This window comes from Bacillus sp. z33 (genome assembly GCF_058313615.1).
Window position 1 is genome coordinate 504,589 of record NZ_JBZFQN010000003.1, and the last position, 14,951, is coordinate 519,539.

Sequence of the window (14,951 nt, forward strand, 5' to 3'; positions counted from 1 at the left end):
CAAAGTGAAAAAGTTATCATTCATACTTGTTTTAGGATTAACTCTTCTATTGACAGCTTGCGGAGGGTCAGGCGATGAATCCAAGTCAGGTGACAAAGATTTAAAAACAATTAAAATTGGTGCTTCAAATGTACCGCATGCGGAAATTCTGGAAGAAGCAGCGCCTTTACTTAAAGAAAAAGGCATTAAACTAGAAGTTGAAGTGTTTACAGATTATGTGATGCCAAATAAAGCTTTAGAAGACGGATCAATTGATGCGAATTACTTCCAACATATTCCGTATTTCGAAGGCCAAGTTAAAGATAATGGATATGATTTTTCCAATGCAGGAAGTGTCCATATCGAACCGATTGGTGTGTATTCCAAAAAGTACAAAAGCCTGGATGATCTTCCAAAAGGCGCAACGATTATTATGAGCAATTCAATAGCTGACCATGGCCGTATGTTATCCATGCTTGAAACTGAAGGCTTAATAAAGCTGGAAGAAGGCATTGATAAAACAGCTGCAACGGTAGATGATATTGCAGATAATCCTAAGAATTTAAAATTTAAAACAGATATTGAAGCGCCTATGTTAACACAGGTTTATAATAATGACGAAGGTGATGCAGTTCTAATTAATTCCAACTATGCAATCGAAGCAGATCTTGTGCCCGCAGAAGACGCTATTGCATTGGAAAGTTCTGAAAATAATCCCTACGTAAACATTGTTGCTGTCAGATCTGATGACAAGGATAAAAAAGAAATTAAAACATTAGTTGAAGTCCTTCATTCAAAAGAAATTCAGGACTTCATTACTGAGGAATACAAAGGGTCTGTTATCCCTGCAACTAAATAATATCTAAACGAAAAGGTGCAGTCGAAATTAGCGGCTGTACCTTTTTTCTTCTATTATATTATGGTTTCCCAGACATCGCTTTTGATCGCTTTTAACCATAAATGTAAGTCTCTTTGGTATCATTTTTTTGAATGAGTAAGAATTTCTTTAAATAAATAAGCAATATCACTTTTAAGATGTGCTCAGAGTGGTATATAGACTTTGAGGGTTTTTATACAGAGTGATACACTTATTTCATAATAAATGGAAAGGAATGATTTATTATCTTTGTTAATCAGTTACAACTTAGAGTAACAGATGAAATGGATAAAGCGATGAGACAGGCACACGGGGTTGGATATCAAGTATACAGCCAGAATTTGAATGTGCGCATGAAAGTAGAAGAAAAGCGTGAACGCAGCTATATGAAGGGCAATCAAATCTTAAATGATGTGAATAGAAGAGTCTATGGATAATGGATAAATGAATATTTTCTTAAAACAGGCAGAGGAAAAACGAGTTGTTTTCCTCTGCCTGTTTTTATATTTTTAAGATATCCTTTAAAAACTTGAGAATGATCGTTATTTTTCAGAGCTAGTGGAAGGCAGAAAATGATGGTTCTTTTCTTTCACAAAAATTAACTTTATAATGTCAATAAAGGTTAGTAGTATGGTAGCATATTGTGTCCATTATATGTAATTTCTTATTTCAAAAAGTTGAATCTAGATTTGATTTGTTATAAGATTGTAATGAGAATAAATTGAGAATAGAAATAATCTAAAACTTAGATGACTATATATTGGAGGTATAAGAATGGCTGGTTCAGTTCTTACAATTAAAGATTTACACGTAGCAATAGAAGGTAAAGAGATTCTTAAAGGTGTAAACCTTGAAGTTAAAGGTGGAGAAATTCACGCAATTATGGGACCAAATGGTACAGGGAAATCTACATTGTCTTCTGCTATTATGGGTCATCCAAAATATGAAGTAACAAGTGGCTCTATTACAATGGATGGGGAAGATGTACTAGAGATGGAAGTAGACGAACGTGCTCGTGCCGGTCTGTTTTTAGCTATGCAATACCCAAGTGAAATTACTGGAGTTACAAATGCGGACTTCATGCGTTCTGCTATAAATAGTAAACGTGAAGAGGGAGAAGAAATTTCTTTGATGAAATTCATTAAAGAAATGGATAAAAAGATGGATTTATTAGAAATGGACCAAGACATGGCACAACGTTACTTAAATGAAGGATTTTCTGGCGGTGAAAAGAAACGTAATGAAATCCTGCAATTATTAATGTTGGAACCAGCTATTGCGATTCTTGATGAAATCGACTCCGGTCTAGATATCGATGCTCTAAAAGTTGTTTCCAAAGGAATCAATCAAATGAGAAACGAAAATTTTGGCTGCCTAATGATTACTCACTATCAACGCTTATTGAACTATATTACTCCAGATTATGTTCACGTTATGATGCAAGGTAAAATCGTGAAATCCGGCGGTGCGGAACTAGCGCAACGTTTGGAAGCAGAAGGATATGACTGGATTAAAAAAGAATTAGGTATTGAAGACGAAACAATAGAAATTGAAGCATAAGCTATAGGAGGATCGTTATGACAATCGAAACTACATTACTCGAAAAAGACGTTATATCTTCTTTTTCAAAAGGACATAGTGAGCCTGCCTGGCTTGAAAGCTTCCGTTTAGACGCTCTTTCTGCCTCAGTTGAGCTGCCTATGCCTAAACCTGATAAAACGAAGATTGATAAATGGAATTTAGAGGATATGAAAGTGAACTCCGTTACAAGTGAGACATTTACTTCTATTGATGAACTCACTGAAGACGTGAAGAAACTGATCAATCCTAATGAGAATAGAAGTTTATATATACAGCGAAACCATACAGCTGCATATTTAACACTTTCGCAGGAGCTGCGTGATAAAGGGGTTATTTTTACAGACATCAGAACTGCTGCTAAAGATCATCCTGAACTATTGCAAAAATACTTCATGACGAAAAGTGTCCCTGTAAATACGAATAAGCTGACAGCTTTGCATGCAGCCCTTTTTAATGGGGGAGCTTTCCTTTATATTCCACGCAATGTAGTAGTGGAAGAACCAATCCAGGCTGTATTCATGATTGATCATGCGGATACTGAGTTATATAATCACGTACTAGTTGTTGCAGAAGAGAGCAGCTCCGTCACATACGTTGAAAACTATATTTCACTGGTTGATGGGAAAGAAACCATTGGAAATATCATTTCTGAGGTAGTAGTCGGAGACAATGCAACCGTTAAATATGGTGCAGTTGACACATTATCCAAAGACATGAAAACCTATGTAAACCGTAATGCATCTGTAGGAAATGATGGAAGAATAGAATGGGCATTGGGCTTAATGAACGATGGCAATACGATTTCAGAAAATATTACGAACCTACATGGTAACGGTGCTTATGGTGATACTAAAACAGTAGTTGTTGGTACGGGTAAACAAATCCAAAACTTTACAACGAAAGTGATTCATTTTGGCAAAAATTCAAATGGATATATCCTGAAGCATGGTGTTATGAAAGATGAAGCATCTTCTATTTTCAATGGAATCGGTAAAATTGAACATGGTGCAACTAAATCTGACGCCGTACAGGAATCCAGAGTATTAATGCTTAGTCCAAAAGCACGTGGGGATGCGAATCCTATTCTGTTGATTGATGAAGATGATGTAACAGCAGGCCACGCAGCTTCTGTTGGCCGTGTGGATCCTACTCAACTTTATTATCTAATGAGCAGAGGGATTAGTAAGTCAAATGCAGAACGTTTAATTATCCATGGGTTCCTTGCCCCAGTAGTCAATCAGTTACCTGTAGAGGCTGTTAAAAAGCAGTTAACAGAGGTAATTGAAAGGAAAGTTAAATAATGATTCCAACTACTATTAAAGAACTTTTCCCAATTTTAAATGAGAAAGTCAATGGTCATTCATTGGTATATCTGGACAGTGCAGCAACATCACAGAAGCCAGTATCCGTCATTCAGACTATTGATGAGTATTATAAACGGTATAACTCAAATGTACACCGTGGTGTTCATACGCTTGGAACAATAGCTACGGATGCTTATGAGGGAGCTCGTGAAAAGGTAAGAAAGTTCATTAATGCCAAATCCATCGAAGAAGTTGTCTTTACAAGAGGAACAACGACTTCTATTAATACGATTGCAGCCAGCTACGGAAGATCAAATCTTCAAGCTGGAGATGAAATTGTGATCAGTATGATGGAACATCACAGTAATATCATTCCGTGGCAGCAAGTAGCTAAGGCTACTGGCGCCACGCTAAAATATATCCCACTTGAGGAAGACGGTACCATTTCGATTGAAACAGTTAGAGAAGTAATCACTTCAAAAACTAAGATTGTGTCGGTCATGCATGTATCGAATGTACTCGGTGTGATCAATCCAGTTAAAGAAATCGGCAAAATTGCACATGAACATGGTGCCGTTATGGTGGTCGATGGTGCGCAAAGCACTCCCCACCTGAAAGTGGATGTTCAGGATCTTGATTGTGATTTCTTCGCCTTTTCCGCCCACAAAATGTGTGGACCAACAGGCATTGGTGTCATGTATGGGAAAAAGGAATATCTGGAGAAAATGGAACCAATTGAATTTGGCGGAGAGATGATTGATTTTGTAGGGTTGCAGGATTCTACATGGAAAGAGCTTCCATGGAAATTTGAAGCTGGCACACCTATAATTGCAGGCGCCATTGGACTGGGAGCCGCAATCGATTTCCTAAATGAAATTGGCCTTGACCATATTGAAGCGCATGAGCATAAGCTTGCTGCTTACGCACTTGATAAATTATCAGGTATTGATGGGTTGCAAATCTATGGTCCTAAAGATCCTAAATCAAGAGCTGGGGTAGTTACATTTAATCTTGAGGATGTTCATCCGCATGATGTGGCTACTGTGCTGGATGCTGATGGGATTGCCATCAGAGCAGGGCACCATTGTGCACAGCCTCTTATGAAATGGTTAAATGCTTCGTCAACGGCGAGAGCTAGTTTCTATCTATATAATACGGAACAAGATATCGACCGTTTGGCCGAAGGACTCGTTAAAACAAAGGAGTATTTCAGTAATGGCTTCTAATAATCTAGATACCCTTTACAGGCAAGTAATTATGGATCACTATAAAAATCCACGGAACAAAGGAAGTCTGGAAGACGGCAGCCTTGTGATTGATATGAATAATCCTACTTGTGGAGATCGAATCCACCTTACTCTAAAAGTAGAAGATGGAATTGTACACGATGCAAAGTTTGATGGAGAAGGTTGTTCTATCTCAATGTCATCTGCTTCTATGATGACACAAATCATTAAAGGAAAAAGCATCGAGGATGCAATGAAACTTGCTGGAATTTTTTCAAATATGATGTTAGGCAAGGAATATGACGAAGGTGATTTGGACCTTGGTGATATAGAGGCCCTACAGGGTGTATGTAAGTTTCCAGCACGGATTAAATGCGCAACGCTTGCCTGGAAAGCTATGGAAAAAGGGCTTAACGAAAAATAAAAATGACAAGGTATGGGCTGTGTATAGGGAGCAGCTCATACCAGAAAGAATGGAGGAAGCGATCGATGGCTAAAAAAATGCCTGATATCGGTGATTATAAATACGGCTTTCATGATAAGGACGTTTCCATCTTTCGTTCTAAACGCGGTTTAACTAGTGAGATTGTTGAAGAAATCTCTCGCATGAAGAACGAGCCACAATGGATGCTGGACTTCCGCCTGAAGTCTCTTGAACTTTTTTATAAAATGCCAATGCCACAATGGGGAGGCAATCTTGCAGGATTAAACTTTGATGAAATTACGTACTATGTAAAACCATCCGAGAAATCCGAAAAATCATGGGATGAAGTACCTGAAGAAATCAAACGTACGTTTGATAAGCTGGGTATTCCTGAAGCGGAGCAAAAATATCTTGCTGGTGTTTCCGCTCAGTACGAATCCGAAGTTGTGTATCATAACATGAAAGAGGATTTGGAAGATATGGGAATCATCTTCAAAGATACAGATTCCGCTTTACGTGAAAATGAAGACATTTTCCGTGAACATTTTGCAAAAGTAATTCCACCAGCTGATAATAAATTTGCTGCATTAAACTCTGCAGTATGGTCCGGTGGATCATTTATCTATGTACCACCAGGTATTAAAATGGATACTCCATTGCAAGCATATTTCCGTATTAACTCGGAGAACATGGGTCAATTTGAGCGTACTTTAATCATCGTTGATAAAGATGCTTCCGTGCATTATGTAGAAGGCTGTACGGCTCCTGTGTACACAACGAATTCACTTCACAGTGCAGTTGTTGAGATCATTGTTAAGGAAAATGCTTACTGCCGTTATACAACGATCCAAAACTGGGCAAACAATGTGTATAACCTTGTAACAAAGCGTACAGTGGTAGATGCAAATGGTACAATGGAATGGGTTGATGGAAATATCGGTTCCAAGCTTACTATGAAATATCCAGCTTGTATTTTACGCGGAGAAGGCGCTCGTGGAATGACTCTTTCCATCGCCATTGCCGGTAAAGGTCAACATCAGGATGCCGGTGCTAAAATGATACACTTGGCTCCAAATACTTCTTCCACTATTGTTTCTAAATCAATTTCTAAGCATGGTGGTAAAGTAACATACCGCGGTATTGTACACTTTGGTAAAAAAGCGGATGGAGCTCGCTCCAATATTGAGTGCGATACGCTTATTATGGATAATGAATCAACATCCGATACAATTCCATATAATGAAATACACAATGATAATATTTCTCTTGAGCATGAAGCGAAAGTTTCTAAAGTATCTGAAGAGCAGCTCTTCTATCTAATGAGCCGAGGTATTTCACAACAAGAAGCAACAGAAATGATTGTTATGGGATTCATTGAGCCATTCACGAAAGAACTGCCAATGGAATACGCCGTTGAAATGAACAGATTAATTAAATTTGAGATGGAAGGTTCTATCGGATAATCCTGATATAACAAATTCCATATTCATGAAAGAATCCGAATCTAATTTCGGATTCTTTTTTTGATTCAAAGTTAAAAGATGCAATAAAAGTCGAGTTAAATACCTATAGCTCGTTTATGTTACACTTATGACCTTTAGGTCCCACCTAAATAATCACGAATCCACTTAGTTTTGGACCCTGCAATTCTTCTGCTTCTAACTACTGTTAATTAGAATTAATTACAAAAAACCTTCTACTATACTTGGATATTACCAGTATTTTTAGTAGTATTTAGTAAGTTTAATACTAAAATGGGGGATGGGAATGGATATTTTTAATAGAATACAAAATACTATCAATATTGATTGGACTCAACTTAAAAGCTATGGCTTATCTATTCTTTACACGGTTATAATCACGTATGCTTTAATTTATTTGGTTAGGTTTATTCTCCACAATTTTTTTAAACATACCCATTTTTTTAGTGAGAAAAAAGAACAAACAATTGAATCCGTTGTACGCAACACGTCTACATATTTAGCTTTTTTTATTATTATTCTTGCTATGATTAAACCCTTTGTAGATATTAAAAATATACTTGTAGCGGGTGGAGTATTAGGGATAGTAGTGGGGCTCGGGGCCCAAAAGATTATGACTGACCTTCTGGCTGGATTTTTTATGATATTTGAAAAACAATTTCAGCGAGGAGATTTTGTTCATGTTAATGGGGAGATTGATGGTGGAACTGTCGAGGAAATGGGATTTAGAGTGGTAAAAATTCGTTTAGTGAACGGAAAACTGATGACTGTTCCGAATGGTGAAATCCGAAAAGTAGAAAATGGTAATGTAGAAAAGAGAAGGGTTTTTGAGAGTGTGATCGTAAGTTTCAAGGAAAATCCTGAGAAAATAGAAGAGTTACTTGGTCAGGCATGTGTTGAGCTCAACGAAAAGCACTACATTTATCTTAAAGAGGATATATTCGGTGAATATCTCGAACCATATCAAGTCCATGGATTATCTTCTTTAGATAGCAGCCTCTATGGCTATCGCTTTTCTGTGAAAGCTACTGTGGATGATGAACACTATTTAGAAGCAGCTCAATTGGTGAAGAAAGTCATAGCTCAAAAACTGTACGATAACCAAATTTGTTTAGCATCACAACAATTTTCTATACAAGATAGACAAAAAGAATATACAGAACAATAAGAAATGCCGTCATCAAATGGTGACGGCATTTCTTATGATTAAGGTTACTCCCTATTGAAACTTATTTATATAATGAACAGTTTTCTGAGTATAGGAAATAATTAAAGAGAATAAAGGTAAGGTTCTTTATTTCTTCTCAGCAAGCCATGTAGCAACCTTCTCTGCCTCTTCGCCTTGAATTATTTCTGCTGGCATTCCTGTTGCACCATCGTTAATCGTTTCTAAAATTTCTTTTTTACTCATTTTATTTCCGATATCATCTAATTTCGGTCCCGCGTAGCCTTCTAAGGCATTGCCATGACAGGAAGCGCAATTATTGGCATATATTTTTTCTTCTTCCGTTTGAGGCTTTTGAGATTCTTCTTCATTACCGGAAGAGCAGGCTGTTAATGAAAAGGCCAAGCCAATCAGCAGGAGTGCTTTCTTGTACATTGGATTCTTTCTCCTTTCTGGGTTATCTAAGAATTACTTTACTGAAGTTTCAATTTTTGTCCACTATAAAGGTTTGTATAGAGTATCGATAAATCTATGACAAAGGACTCATATTTAAAAAAAACGAAATAACAGATAGACATTTGCTCAAATCAAGCATATACTAAGTTTGTGATATACTTCACATATTGTTTTTGATAAAATTAGAGCGAATGTTCACAATTTATTTACAGATTGTTTTTAAATAATCTGATATTATAAACTTATCAGATAGGATGTCAAAATTTTTTTCACTAGTAGGGACGCTAATTATCCCGGCGGGACAATTAGTGACCATTAAACGATTTTCTATAAGGAGGAAATTATAGTGGCTATTAAAGAAGAAAAATTAGAAGAAGTCCTAACCGTTTCTGAGATGATTGAAGAGTTAATTGAAAATGGAAAATCTGCCCTGAGAACATTTGAAACATTTGATCAAGAAAAAATCGATGATATTGTTCATCAAATGGCAATTGCCGGTCTGGACCAACATATGCTTTTAGCCAAAATGGCAGTTGAAGAGACTGGCAGAGGGATTTATGAAGATAAATGTACTAAAAATATATTTGCGACTGAATATATTTGGCACAGTATTAAATATGATAAAACCGTTGGCGTCATTCATGAAGATGAACAAGCAGGTGTAATGGATATTGCAGAACCTGTCGGAATTGTCGCTGGTGTTACACCGGTTACGAATCCAACTTCCACTACTATGTTTAAAGCCTTAATATCGATTAAAACACGTAATCCCATCATATTTGCTTTCCATCCATCAGCACAGAAATGCTCCAAGATGGCAGCGCAAATTTTACATGATGCGGCTGTGGCTGCAGGTGCTCCTAAGGGATGTATTCAATGGATTGAACATCCATCTATCGAAGCAACCAAGCAATTAATGAATCATAAAGATATTGCATTAGTGCTTGCTACAGGTGGAGCAGGAATGGTGAAGTCAGCATATTCAACAGGTAAACCGGCACTTGGTGTAGGCCCTGGTAACGTACCATGTTATATTGAAAAGTCTGCTAAGTTAAAACGCGCAGTCAATGATGTGATTTTATCCAAATCGTTCGATAATGGAATGATCTGTGCTTCTGAGCAAGCAATTATTGTAGATGATGAAATCTACGAAGAAGTTAAACAAGAGTTTATTAAAAACAACTGCTATTTTGTAAATAGTCAAGAATTAATGAAACTAGAAGGTCTTGTTATTGATGAAAGTACATGTGCCGTTAATGCCAATATAGTTGGTAAATCTGCTGAGGAAATAGCTGAAATGGCTGGAATCAAAGTACCGGAGCATACAAAAATCTTGATTGCCGAAATCGATGGCGCCGGTCCGCAATATCCTTTATCCCGTGAAAAATTAAGTCCAGTATTGGCTTGTATCCGTGTGAAATCTACGGAAGAGGGCTTTGGGGCTTGTATGGATATGCTAAACCTTGGCGGTCTTGGACACTCTGCCGTTATTCACAGTACGAATGAGCAAATCCAACGGGAATATGGATTGAAAATGAAGGCTTGCCGCATCATTGTAAATGCTCCATCTGCTCAAGGGGGAATTGGTGATATCTATAATGCCTTCATCCCATCTTTGACACTGGGCTGTGGCTCATATGGAAATAATTCAATTTCTGAGAATGTATCGGCTACTCATCTAATTAACGTGAAAAAGATGACACAACGCCGTAATAATATGCAATGGTTCAAATTGCCGCCTAAAATCTACTTTGAAAAATATTCAACACAATATTTAGCAAAAATGAGAAAAATTAAACGTGCTTTTATTGTAACTGATCCTGGTATGGTAAGCCTTGGTTATGTGGATATTGTTAAAGAATATTTATGGAAAAATAAAGGAATTGAAGCCATTGAAATGTTTGCAGATGTAGAACCGGATCCATCTGATGAAACAGTTTTCAAGGGAGCTAAATTAATGCACAGTTTTGAACCCGACGTGATTGTCGCTTTAGGCGGGGGCTCCGCGCTGGATGCGGCTAAAGGGATGTGGTTATTCTATGAACAACCGGAAACTACATTCTTTAACATTAAACAAAAATTCATTGATATCAGGAAACGTACATTTAAATATCCTGACTTAGGTGAAAAAGCCCAATTTGTTGCCATCCCGACAACATCCGGCACTGGTTCTGAAGTAACACCATTCGCCGTTATTACAGATAAGGAAACAAATGTAAAATATCCTTTGGCTGACTACGCCCTAACACCGGATGTGGCCATTCTGGATTCGCAGTTTGTCATGACCGTTCCAAAAAACATCACAGCCGATACTGGTATGGACGTACTAACACATGCGATTGAAGCGTATGTATCCGTTATGGCAAATGATTATACAGATGGATTAGCTTTAAAAGCAATCGAGCTTGTCTTTAATAACCTAAAAACAGCGTACCATGATGGAGCCAATGAGGAAGCGCGTGAGAAAATGCATAATGCTTCCTGTATGGCAGGAATGGCTTTCTCCAATGCATTCCTTGGAATAAATCATAGTCTGGCACATAAAATTGGAGCTGAATTCCATATCCCACATGGCCGTTCCAATGCGATTCTTTTGCCTCACGTTATCCGTTACAATGCGATACGTCCAAGAAAACATGCGCTCTTCCCAAAATATGAATACTATTGTGCGGATGAACGATATGCGCAAATCTCAAGAATGCTGGGACTTCCTGCAAATACAATGGAAGAAGGGGTTCAATCCTTAATTCAGGCTGTCACTGAACTTGGTAAATCATTAGAAATTGATATGAGCATTAAAGGACAAGGAATCACGGAAGAACGTTTTGAAGAACAAGTAAAAGTATTGGCAGAGCGTGCATTTGAAGATCAATGTACAACAGCCAATCCAAAATTACCTCTTATCAGTGAACTTGAAGAAATTTTAAGAGAAGCGTATAAAGGTATCTAAAAGGTATCTAAACAGTTAAAAAGACGGCACCCTGGTGCTGTCTTTTTTTGTACAATGGTATTTATCAATGGAGAAGCACCATTAGCCAAGTATCTGCATTCATATGCTATGATATGACGTAGGAGGGATCCTTTATGATTTATATTGGGGTAACCGGATGGGGTGACCATGATACCCTATATCCTGCGAATATAAAAGCTAAAGATAAACTGGCTGAGTATAGCAGCCATTTTCCAGTAGTGGAAGTTGATGCATCCTTTTATGCTGTACAACCGATCAAGAATGCGGAGAAATGGGTAAGAGAAACACCGGATACGTTTCGTTTCGTGGTTAAAGCTTATCAGGGAATGACAGGGCATCAGCGTGGCGATATCCCTTTTGAGACAAAGAAAGATATGTTTCTTGCTTTTAAGGAATCCTTAAAGCCATACATAGATGCAAATAAATTGGCGATGGTTCTGTTTCAATTTCCGCCATGGTTTGATTGTAACAAAGAGAATGTCCATTATTTAAGATATTGTAAAGAAATGATGGGAGATTGTAAGATAGCATTGGAATTTCGGCATCAATCATGGTATAACGAAAAATTTAGAGAAGCAACTTTGTCTTTTATGAAAGAGGAAGGTTGGATTCATTCTGTTGTGGATGAACCACAGGCTGGAGAGGGTTCTGTCCCGACAGTCCCCATTGCGACGAATTCAGAACTGACACTTGTACGGATGCATGGAAGAAACGTGTATGGCTGGAATAAACCGAATGATGCGAATTGGCGTGAAGTTCGTTATTTATATAAATATAATCAAGAAGAGCTACTTGAATGGAGAATGAGAATTACGGAGTTAGCAAAGGATACAAAGGATATTATTGTGTTATTCAATAATAATTCCGGTGGTGACGCAGCTGGTAATGCGAAAGAATTTCAAAAATTATTAGGAATTACCTATCAGGATTTAAGTCCGAGACAGATGGATTTATTTTAACTTGACTAAGGCAGAAATCTCCCGCCTCAGGCAGGTGCGAGATAAATACAAGAATAAGAAATTAATTCAGTGGAAGTTCAAACATCGACTAAAAATAAGTTAAAAGACTCCGGTGGATAGCAGAAAATCGCAAGGAATTTATTGGGCTGGCGCCAAGACGATTTTTCGTCACAATAACACCCATGCATTATTAATTATATAAATGAAAACTAACTATAATCACTTAGCTTTATCTATATATACTGTATCATTGGAAGGCGGATCATATGAGTTATTTATTATTAATTATCGTTGGATTGACAGCCGGTTTTTTCGGTTCTCTGGTTGGATTGGGAGGGGGAATTATCATCGTTCCGATTCTTCTTTTTTTATCTGGTGGAGTTCTTGGTAACATCAACCCCCAAATGGCTGTTGGTACCTCTCTTTTCACCCTGATCTTTACAGGATTGTCTTCTACCCTTGCCTATTTAAAACAGAAGACAGTAGATTATAAAAGTGCTTATTTATTTCTGCTTGGAATTGCACCGGGCAGTTTAATTGGTGGATGGGCCAATTCCTATTTAAATGTGGAAGCCTTTAATATCCTCTTTGGGATTTTAATGGTCTTTATGTCCTTTCTGCTAATGATAAGGAATAAACTTAAGCCGAAAAAGAGCGATTTTAATGGCATGGTTACCCGTACATACATAGATAAGGAAGGGCAAGAGCACCAATATGGATACAGAAAAAGCAGTGCTATATTAGTTTCTTTTGTTGTTGGTTTTTTATCCTCTTTATTTGGGATAGGCGGAGGCTCGCTCATGGTTCCTGTGATGCTGTTAGCTTTCCATTTCCCTCCCCACGTCGCTGTAGGAACATCGATGCTGTTAATATTCTTCTCATCCATTATTGGATCCGTTAGCCATATCTTGCAAAGCCATGTCATCTGGCTCTATGCATTGGCCCTCATTCCAGGCGGATATATTGGAGCAAAATTGGGTGCATATGCTAATACAAAAATGAAAAGTACCACCTTGGTCATCGCACTCCGAATTATGCTGGTAGTCGTTGGCATAAAATTGATCTGGGAAGGGGTACAAGCGCTTATCTAGAGGTGAGAATATGAAAGAAACCATTCATTTATTTCATATAAATGATTTACATAGTCATTTTGAACATTGGGATAAAATTGTGACATATATGAACAACCAGCAAGCAGGTTATGAAGAAGCGGGAGATCTTGTATTTAAGCTCGATATTGGTGATCATGTTGACCGGTTTCATCCTTATACGGAAGGTACAATGGGAAAAGGGAACGTCCGGTTATTAAATGAGGCTGGGATCAGCGGCGCAACAATTGGTAATAATGAGGGAATTACTTTACCACATGATGAATTGGATCAATTATACAAGGAAGCAAAATTCCCGGTAACCGTGGCCAATCTTTATAAACCTGATGGAAGTAGACCTGAATGGGCTATCCCCTATTATATCAGGGTAACACCGCAAGGGAGACGGATTGCTTTCTTTGGAGTAACAGCACCATTTACTGAATTATATGAGCTCCTTGGATGGTCCATAACAGACCCATTCATGGAAATAGAGCGTATTCTGAATGAATTAAAAGGGAAAGCAGATATCATTATTTTACTCTCTCATTTAGGCTTACCAAGTGATGAAAAAATTGCTGCTAAACATCCGGAAATCACCATTATTCTTGGCGGGCATACTCATCATATTCTGCATAGCGGAAAAAAGATTAATAATACCCTCCTCTGCTGTGCAGGTAAATATGGCATGTTTGTCGGGCATGTTGAATTAACGATAGATGAAGGATTTATTACAACACGGGCTACTCTAAAAGATATGAGGGTAGATGGATTGACAGAAAAAGAACAGGAACTGGCCAATAAATTATATAGAATCGGTGAGATATCACTGGATGAAGCGATTCTTACGTTAAAACAGCCCCTAAAAACAGACTGGTTTCATAAATCGGATCTTCCTGATATACTTTGCCAAGGTTTAAAGGATTGGTGTAAAACAGATATAGCTATAGTAAATTCAGGTTTATTACTGGATGGTTTGAAAGCCGGCGTTGTGACAAAATATGATATCCATAAAATTTGTCCACACCCAATCAATCCATGTATTTTGACGATAAATGGAGAAAAATTAATCCAAATCTTAAACATGACCCGCAATCCTGAATGGCCTCACTTCCAAGTAAAGGGTCTTGGTTTCAGAGGGAAAGTGATGGGGATATTTGTATATGCAGGGATACAAATGATAGATATAGAGAATCAAAGTCAGTGGCTGCATAACGGTCAAAGTATCGAAAAAAATAAAATTTACCGCGTAGCTATCCCTGATATGTTTACATTTGGATATTTGTTTCCGGCAGTCAGGGAGATTGAGAATAAGATGTATCTTATGCCGGAATTTCTAAGAGATATTCTTGCCTGGAAATTAGCTATGGAAGTATCTTAAGGGTATTATTCCTGTGAATAGTCATATACTTTATGAAATGATACCTTGAAAAAGGGGTG

At 37.6% G+C, this 14,951-nt stretch carries 13 protein-coding genes; 12 read left to right on the top strand and 1 reads right to left on the bottom strand.

What is annotated here, in order from left to right; translation table 11 throughout:
• The first annotated feature begins 4 nt into the window (after window positions 1-4).
• The 8 genes from AC4G3L_RS14155 to AC4G3L_RS14190 all read left to right on the top strand — a co-directional run bounded on the left by AC4G3L_RS14155 (window position 5) and on the right by AC4G3L_RS14190 (window position 8,040).
• A complete protein-coding gene (locus tag AC4G3L_RS14155; RefSeq protein ID WP_491077620.1) occupies window positions 5-838 on the top strand; it encodes a MetQ/NlpA family ABC transporter substrate-binding protein in 834 nt (277 codons plus the stop codon).
• Window positions 839-1,140: 302 nt separating this feature from the next.
• The gene (locus AC4G3L_RS14160) at window positions 1,141-1,293 is read left to right on the top strand and encodes a YuzK family famiily protein (RefSeq protein ID WP_491077621.1); all 153 of its coding nucleotides are present in this window, start codon (window positions 1,141-1,143) and stop codon (window positions 1,291-1,293) included.
• Between the two features lie 337 nt (window positions 1,294-1,630).
• On the top strand, window positions 1,631-2,416 hold the full coding sequence (gene sufC / locus AC4G3L_RS14165) for a Fe-S cluster assembly ATPase SufC (RefSeq protein ID WP_491077622.1): 786 nt from the start codon (window positions 1,631-1,633) through the stop codon (window positions 2,414-2,416).
• A 17-nt stretch (window positions 2,417-2,433) separates the two neighbouring features.
• Window positions 2,434-3,738, top strand: coding sequence for a Fe-S cluster assembly protein SufD (gene sufD, locus AC4G3L_RS14170; RefSeq protein ID WP_491077623.1), 1,305 nt, complete (start codon window positions 2,434-2,436; stop codon window positions 3,736-3,738).
• Complete coding sequence (locus tag AC4G3L_RS14175) at window positions 3,738-4,967, top strand: cysteine desulfurase (RefSeq protein WP_491077624.1); 1,230 nt, start codon at window positions 3,738-3,740, stop codon at window positions 4,965-4,967. The genes sufD and AC4G3L_RS14175 overlap by 1 nt, the downstream gene beginning before the upstream one ends.
• Window positions 4,957-5,391, top strand: coding sequence for a Fe-S cluster assembly sulfur transfer protein SufU (gene sufU, locus AC4G3L_RS14180; protein WP_491077625.1), 435 nt, complete (start codon window positions 4,957-4,959; stop codon window positions 5,389-5,391). The genes AC4G3L_RS14175 and sufU overlap by 11 nt, the downstream gene beginning before the upstream one ends.
• A 65-nt stretch (window positions 5,392-5,456) precedes the next feature.
• Window positions 5,457-6,854, top strand: coding sequence for a Fe-S cluster assembly protein SufB (sufB, locus tag AC4G3L_RS14185; protein WP_491077626.1), 1,398 nt, complete (start codon window positions 5,457-5,459; stop codon window positions 6,852-6,854).
• Window positions 6,855-7,158: 304 nt separating this feature from the next.
• A complete protein-coding gene (locus tag AC4G3L_RS14190) occupies window positions 7,159-8,040 on the top strand; it encodes a mechanosensitive ion channel family protein (protein WP_491077627.1) in 882 nt (293 codons plus the stop codon).
• 126 nt (window positions 8,041-8,166) lie between these two features.
• On the opposite strand, the gene AC4G3L_RS14195 is transcribed toward AC4G3L_RS14190, so the two are convergent.
• The gene (locus tag AC4G3L_RS14195; RefSeq protein WP_491077628.1) at window positions 8,167-8,472 is read right to left on the bottom strand and encodes a c-type cytochrome; all 306 of its coding nucleotides are present in this window, start codon (window positions 8,470-8,472) and stop codon (window positions 8,167-8,169) included.
• A 367-nt stretch (window positions 8,473-8,839) separates the two neighbouring features.
• Between AC4G3L_RS14195 and adhE the strand changes: the two genes are divergently transcribed.
• The 4 genes from adhE to AC4G3L_RS14215 all read left to right on the top strand — a co-directional run bounded on the left by adhE (window position 8,840) and on the right by AC4G3L_RS14215 (window position 14,892).
• A complete protein-coding gene (adhE, locus tag AC4G3L_RS14200; protein ID WP_491077629.1) occupies window positions 8,840-11,443 on the top strand; it encodes a bifunctional acetaldehyde-CoA/alcohol dehydrogenase in 2,604 nt (867 codons plus the stop codon).
• Window positions 11,444-11,577: 134 nt separating this feature from the next.
• Window positions 11,578-12,423 (top strand): DUF72 domain-containing protein, encoded by an 846-nt coding sequence (locus AC4G3L_RS14205; RefSeq protein ID WP_491077630.1) that lies wholly within the window; start codon window positions 11,578-11,580, stop codon window positions 12,421-12,423.
• Between the two features lie 266 nt (window positions 12,424-12,689).
• Window positions 12,690-13,514, top strand: coding sequence for a sulfite exporter TauE/SafE family protein (locus AC4G3L_RS14210; RefSeq protein ID WP_491077631.1), 825 nt, complete (start codon window positions 12,690-12,692; stop codon window positions 13,512-13,514).
• Window positions 13,515-13,524: 10 nt separating this feature from the next.
• Window positions 13,525-14,892 (top strand): bifunctional metallophosphatase/5'-nucleotidase, encoded by a 1,368-nt coding sequence (locus AC4G3L_RS14215; protein ID WP_491077632.1) that lies wholly within the window; start codon window positions 13,525-13,527, stop codon window positions 14,890-14,892.
• Window positions 14,893-14,951: the final 59 nt, after the last annotated feature.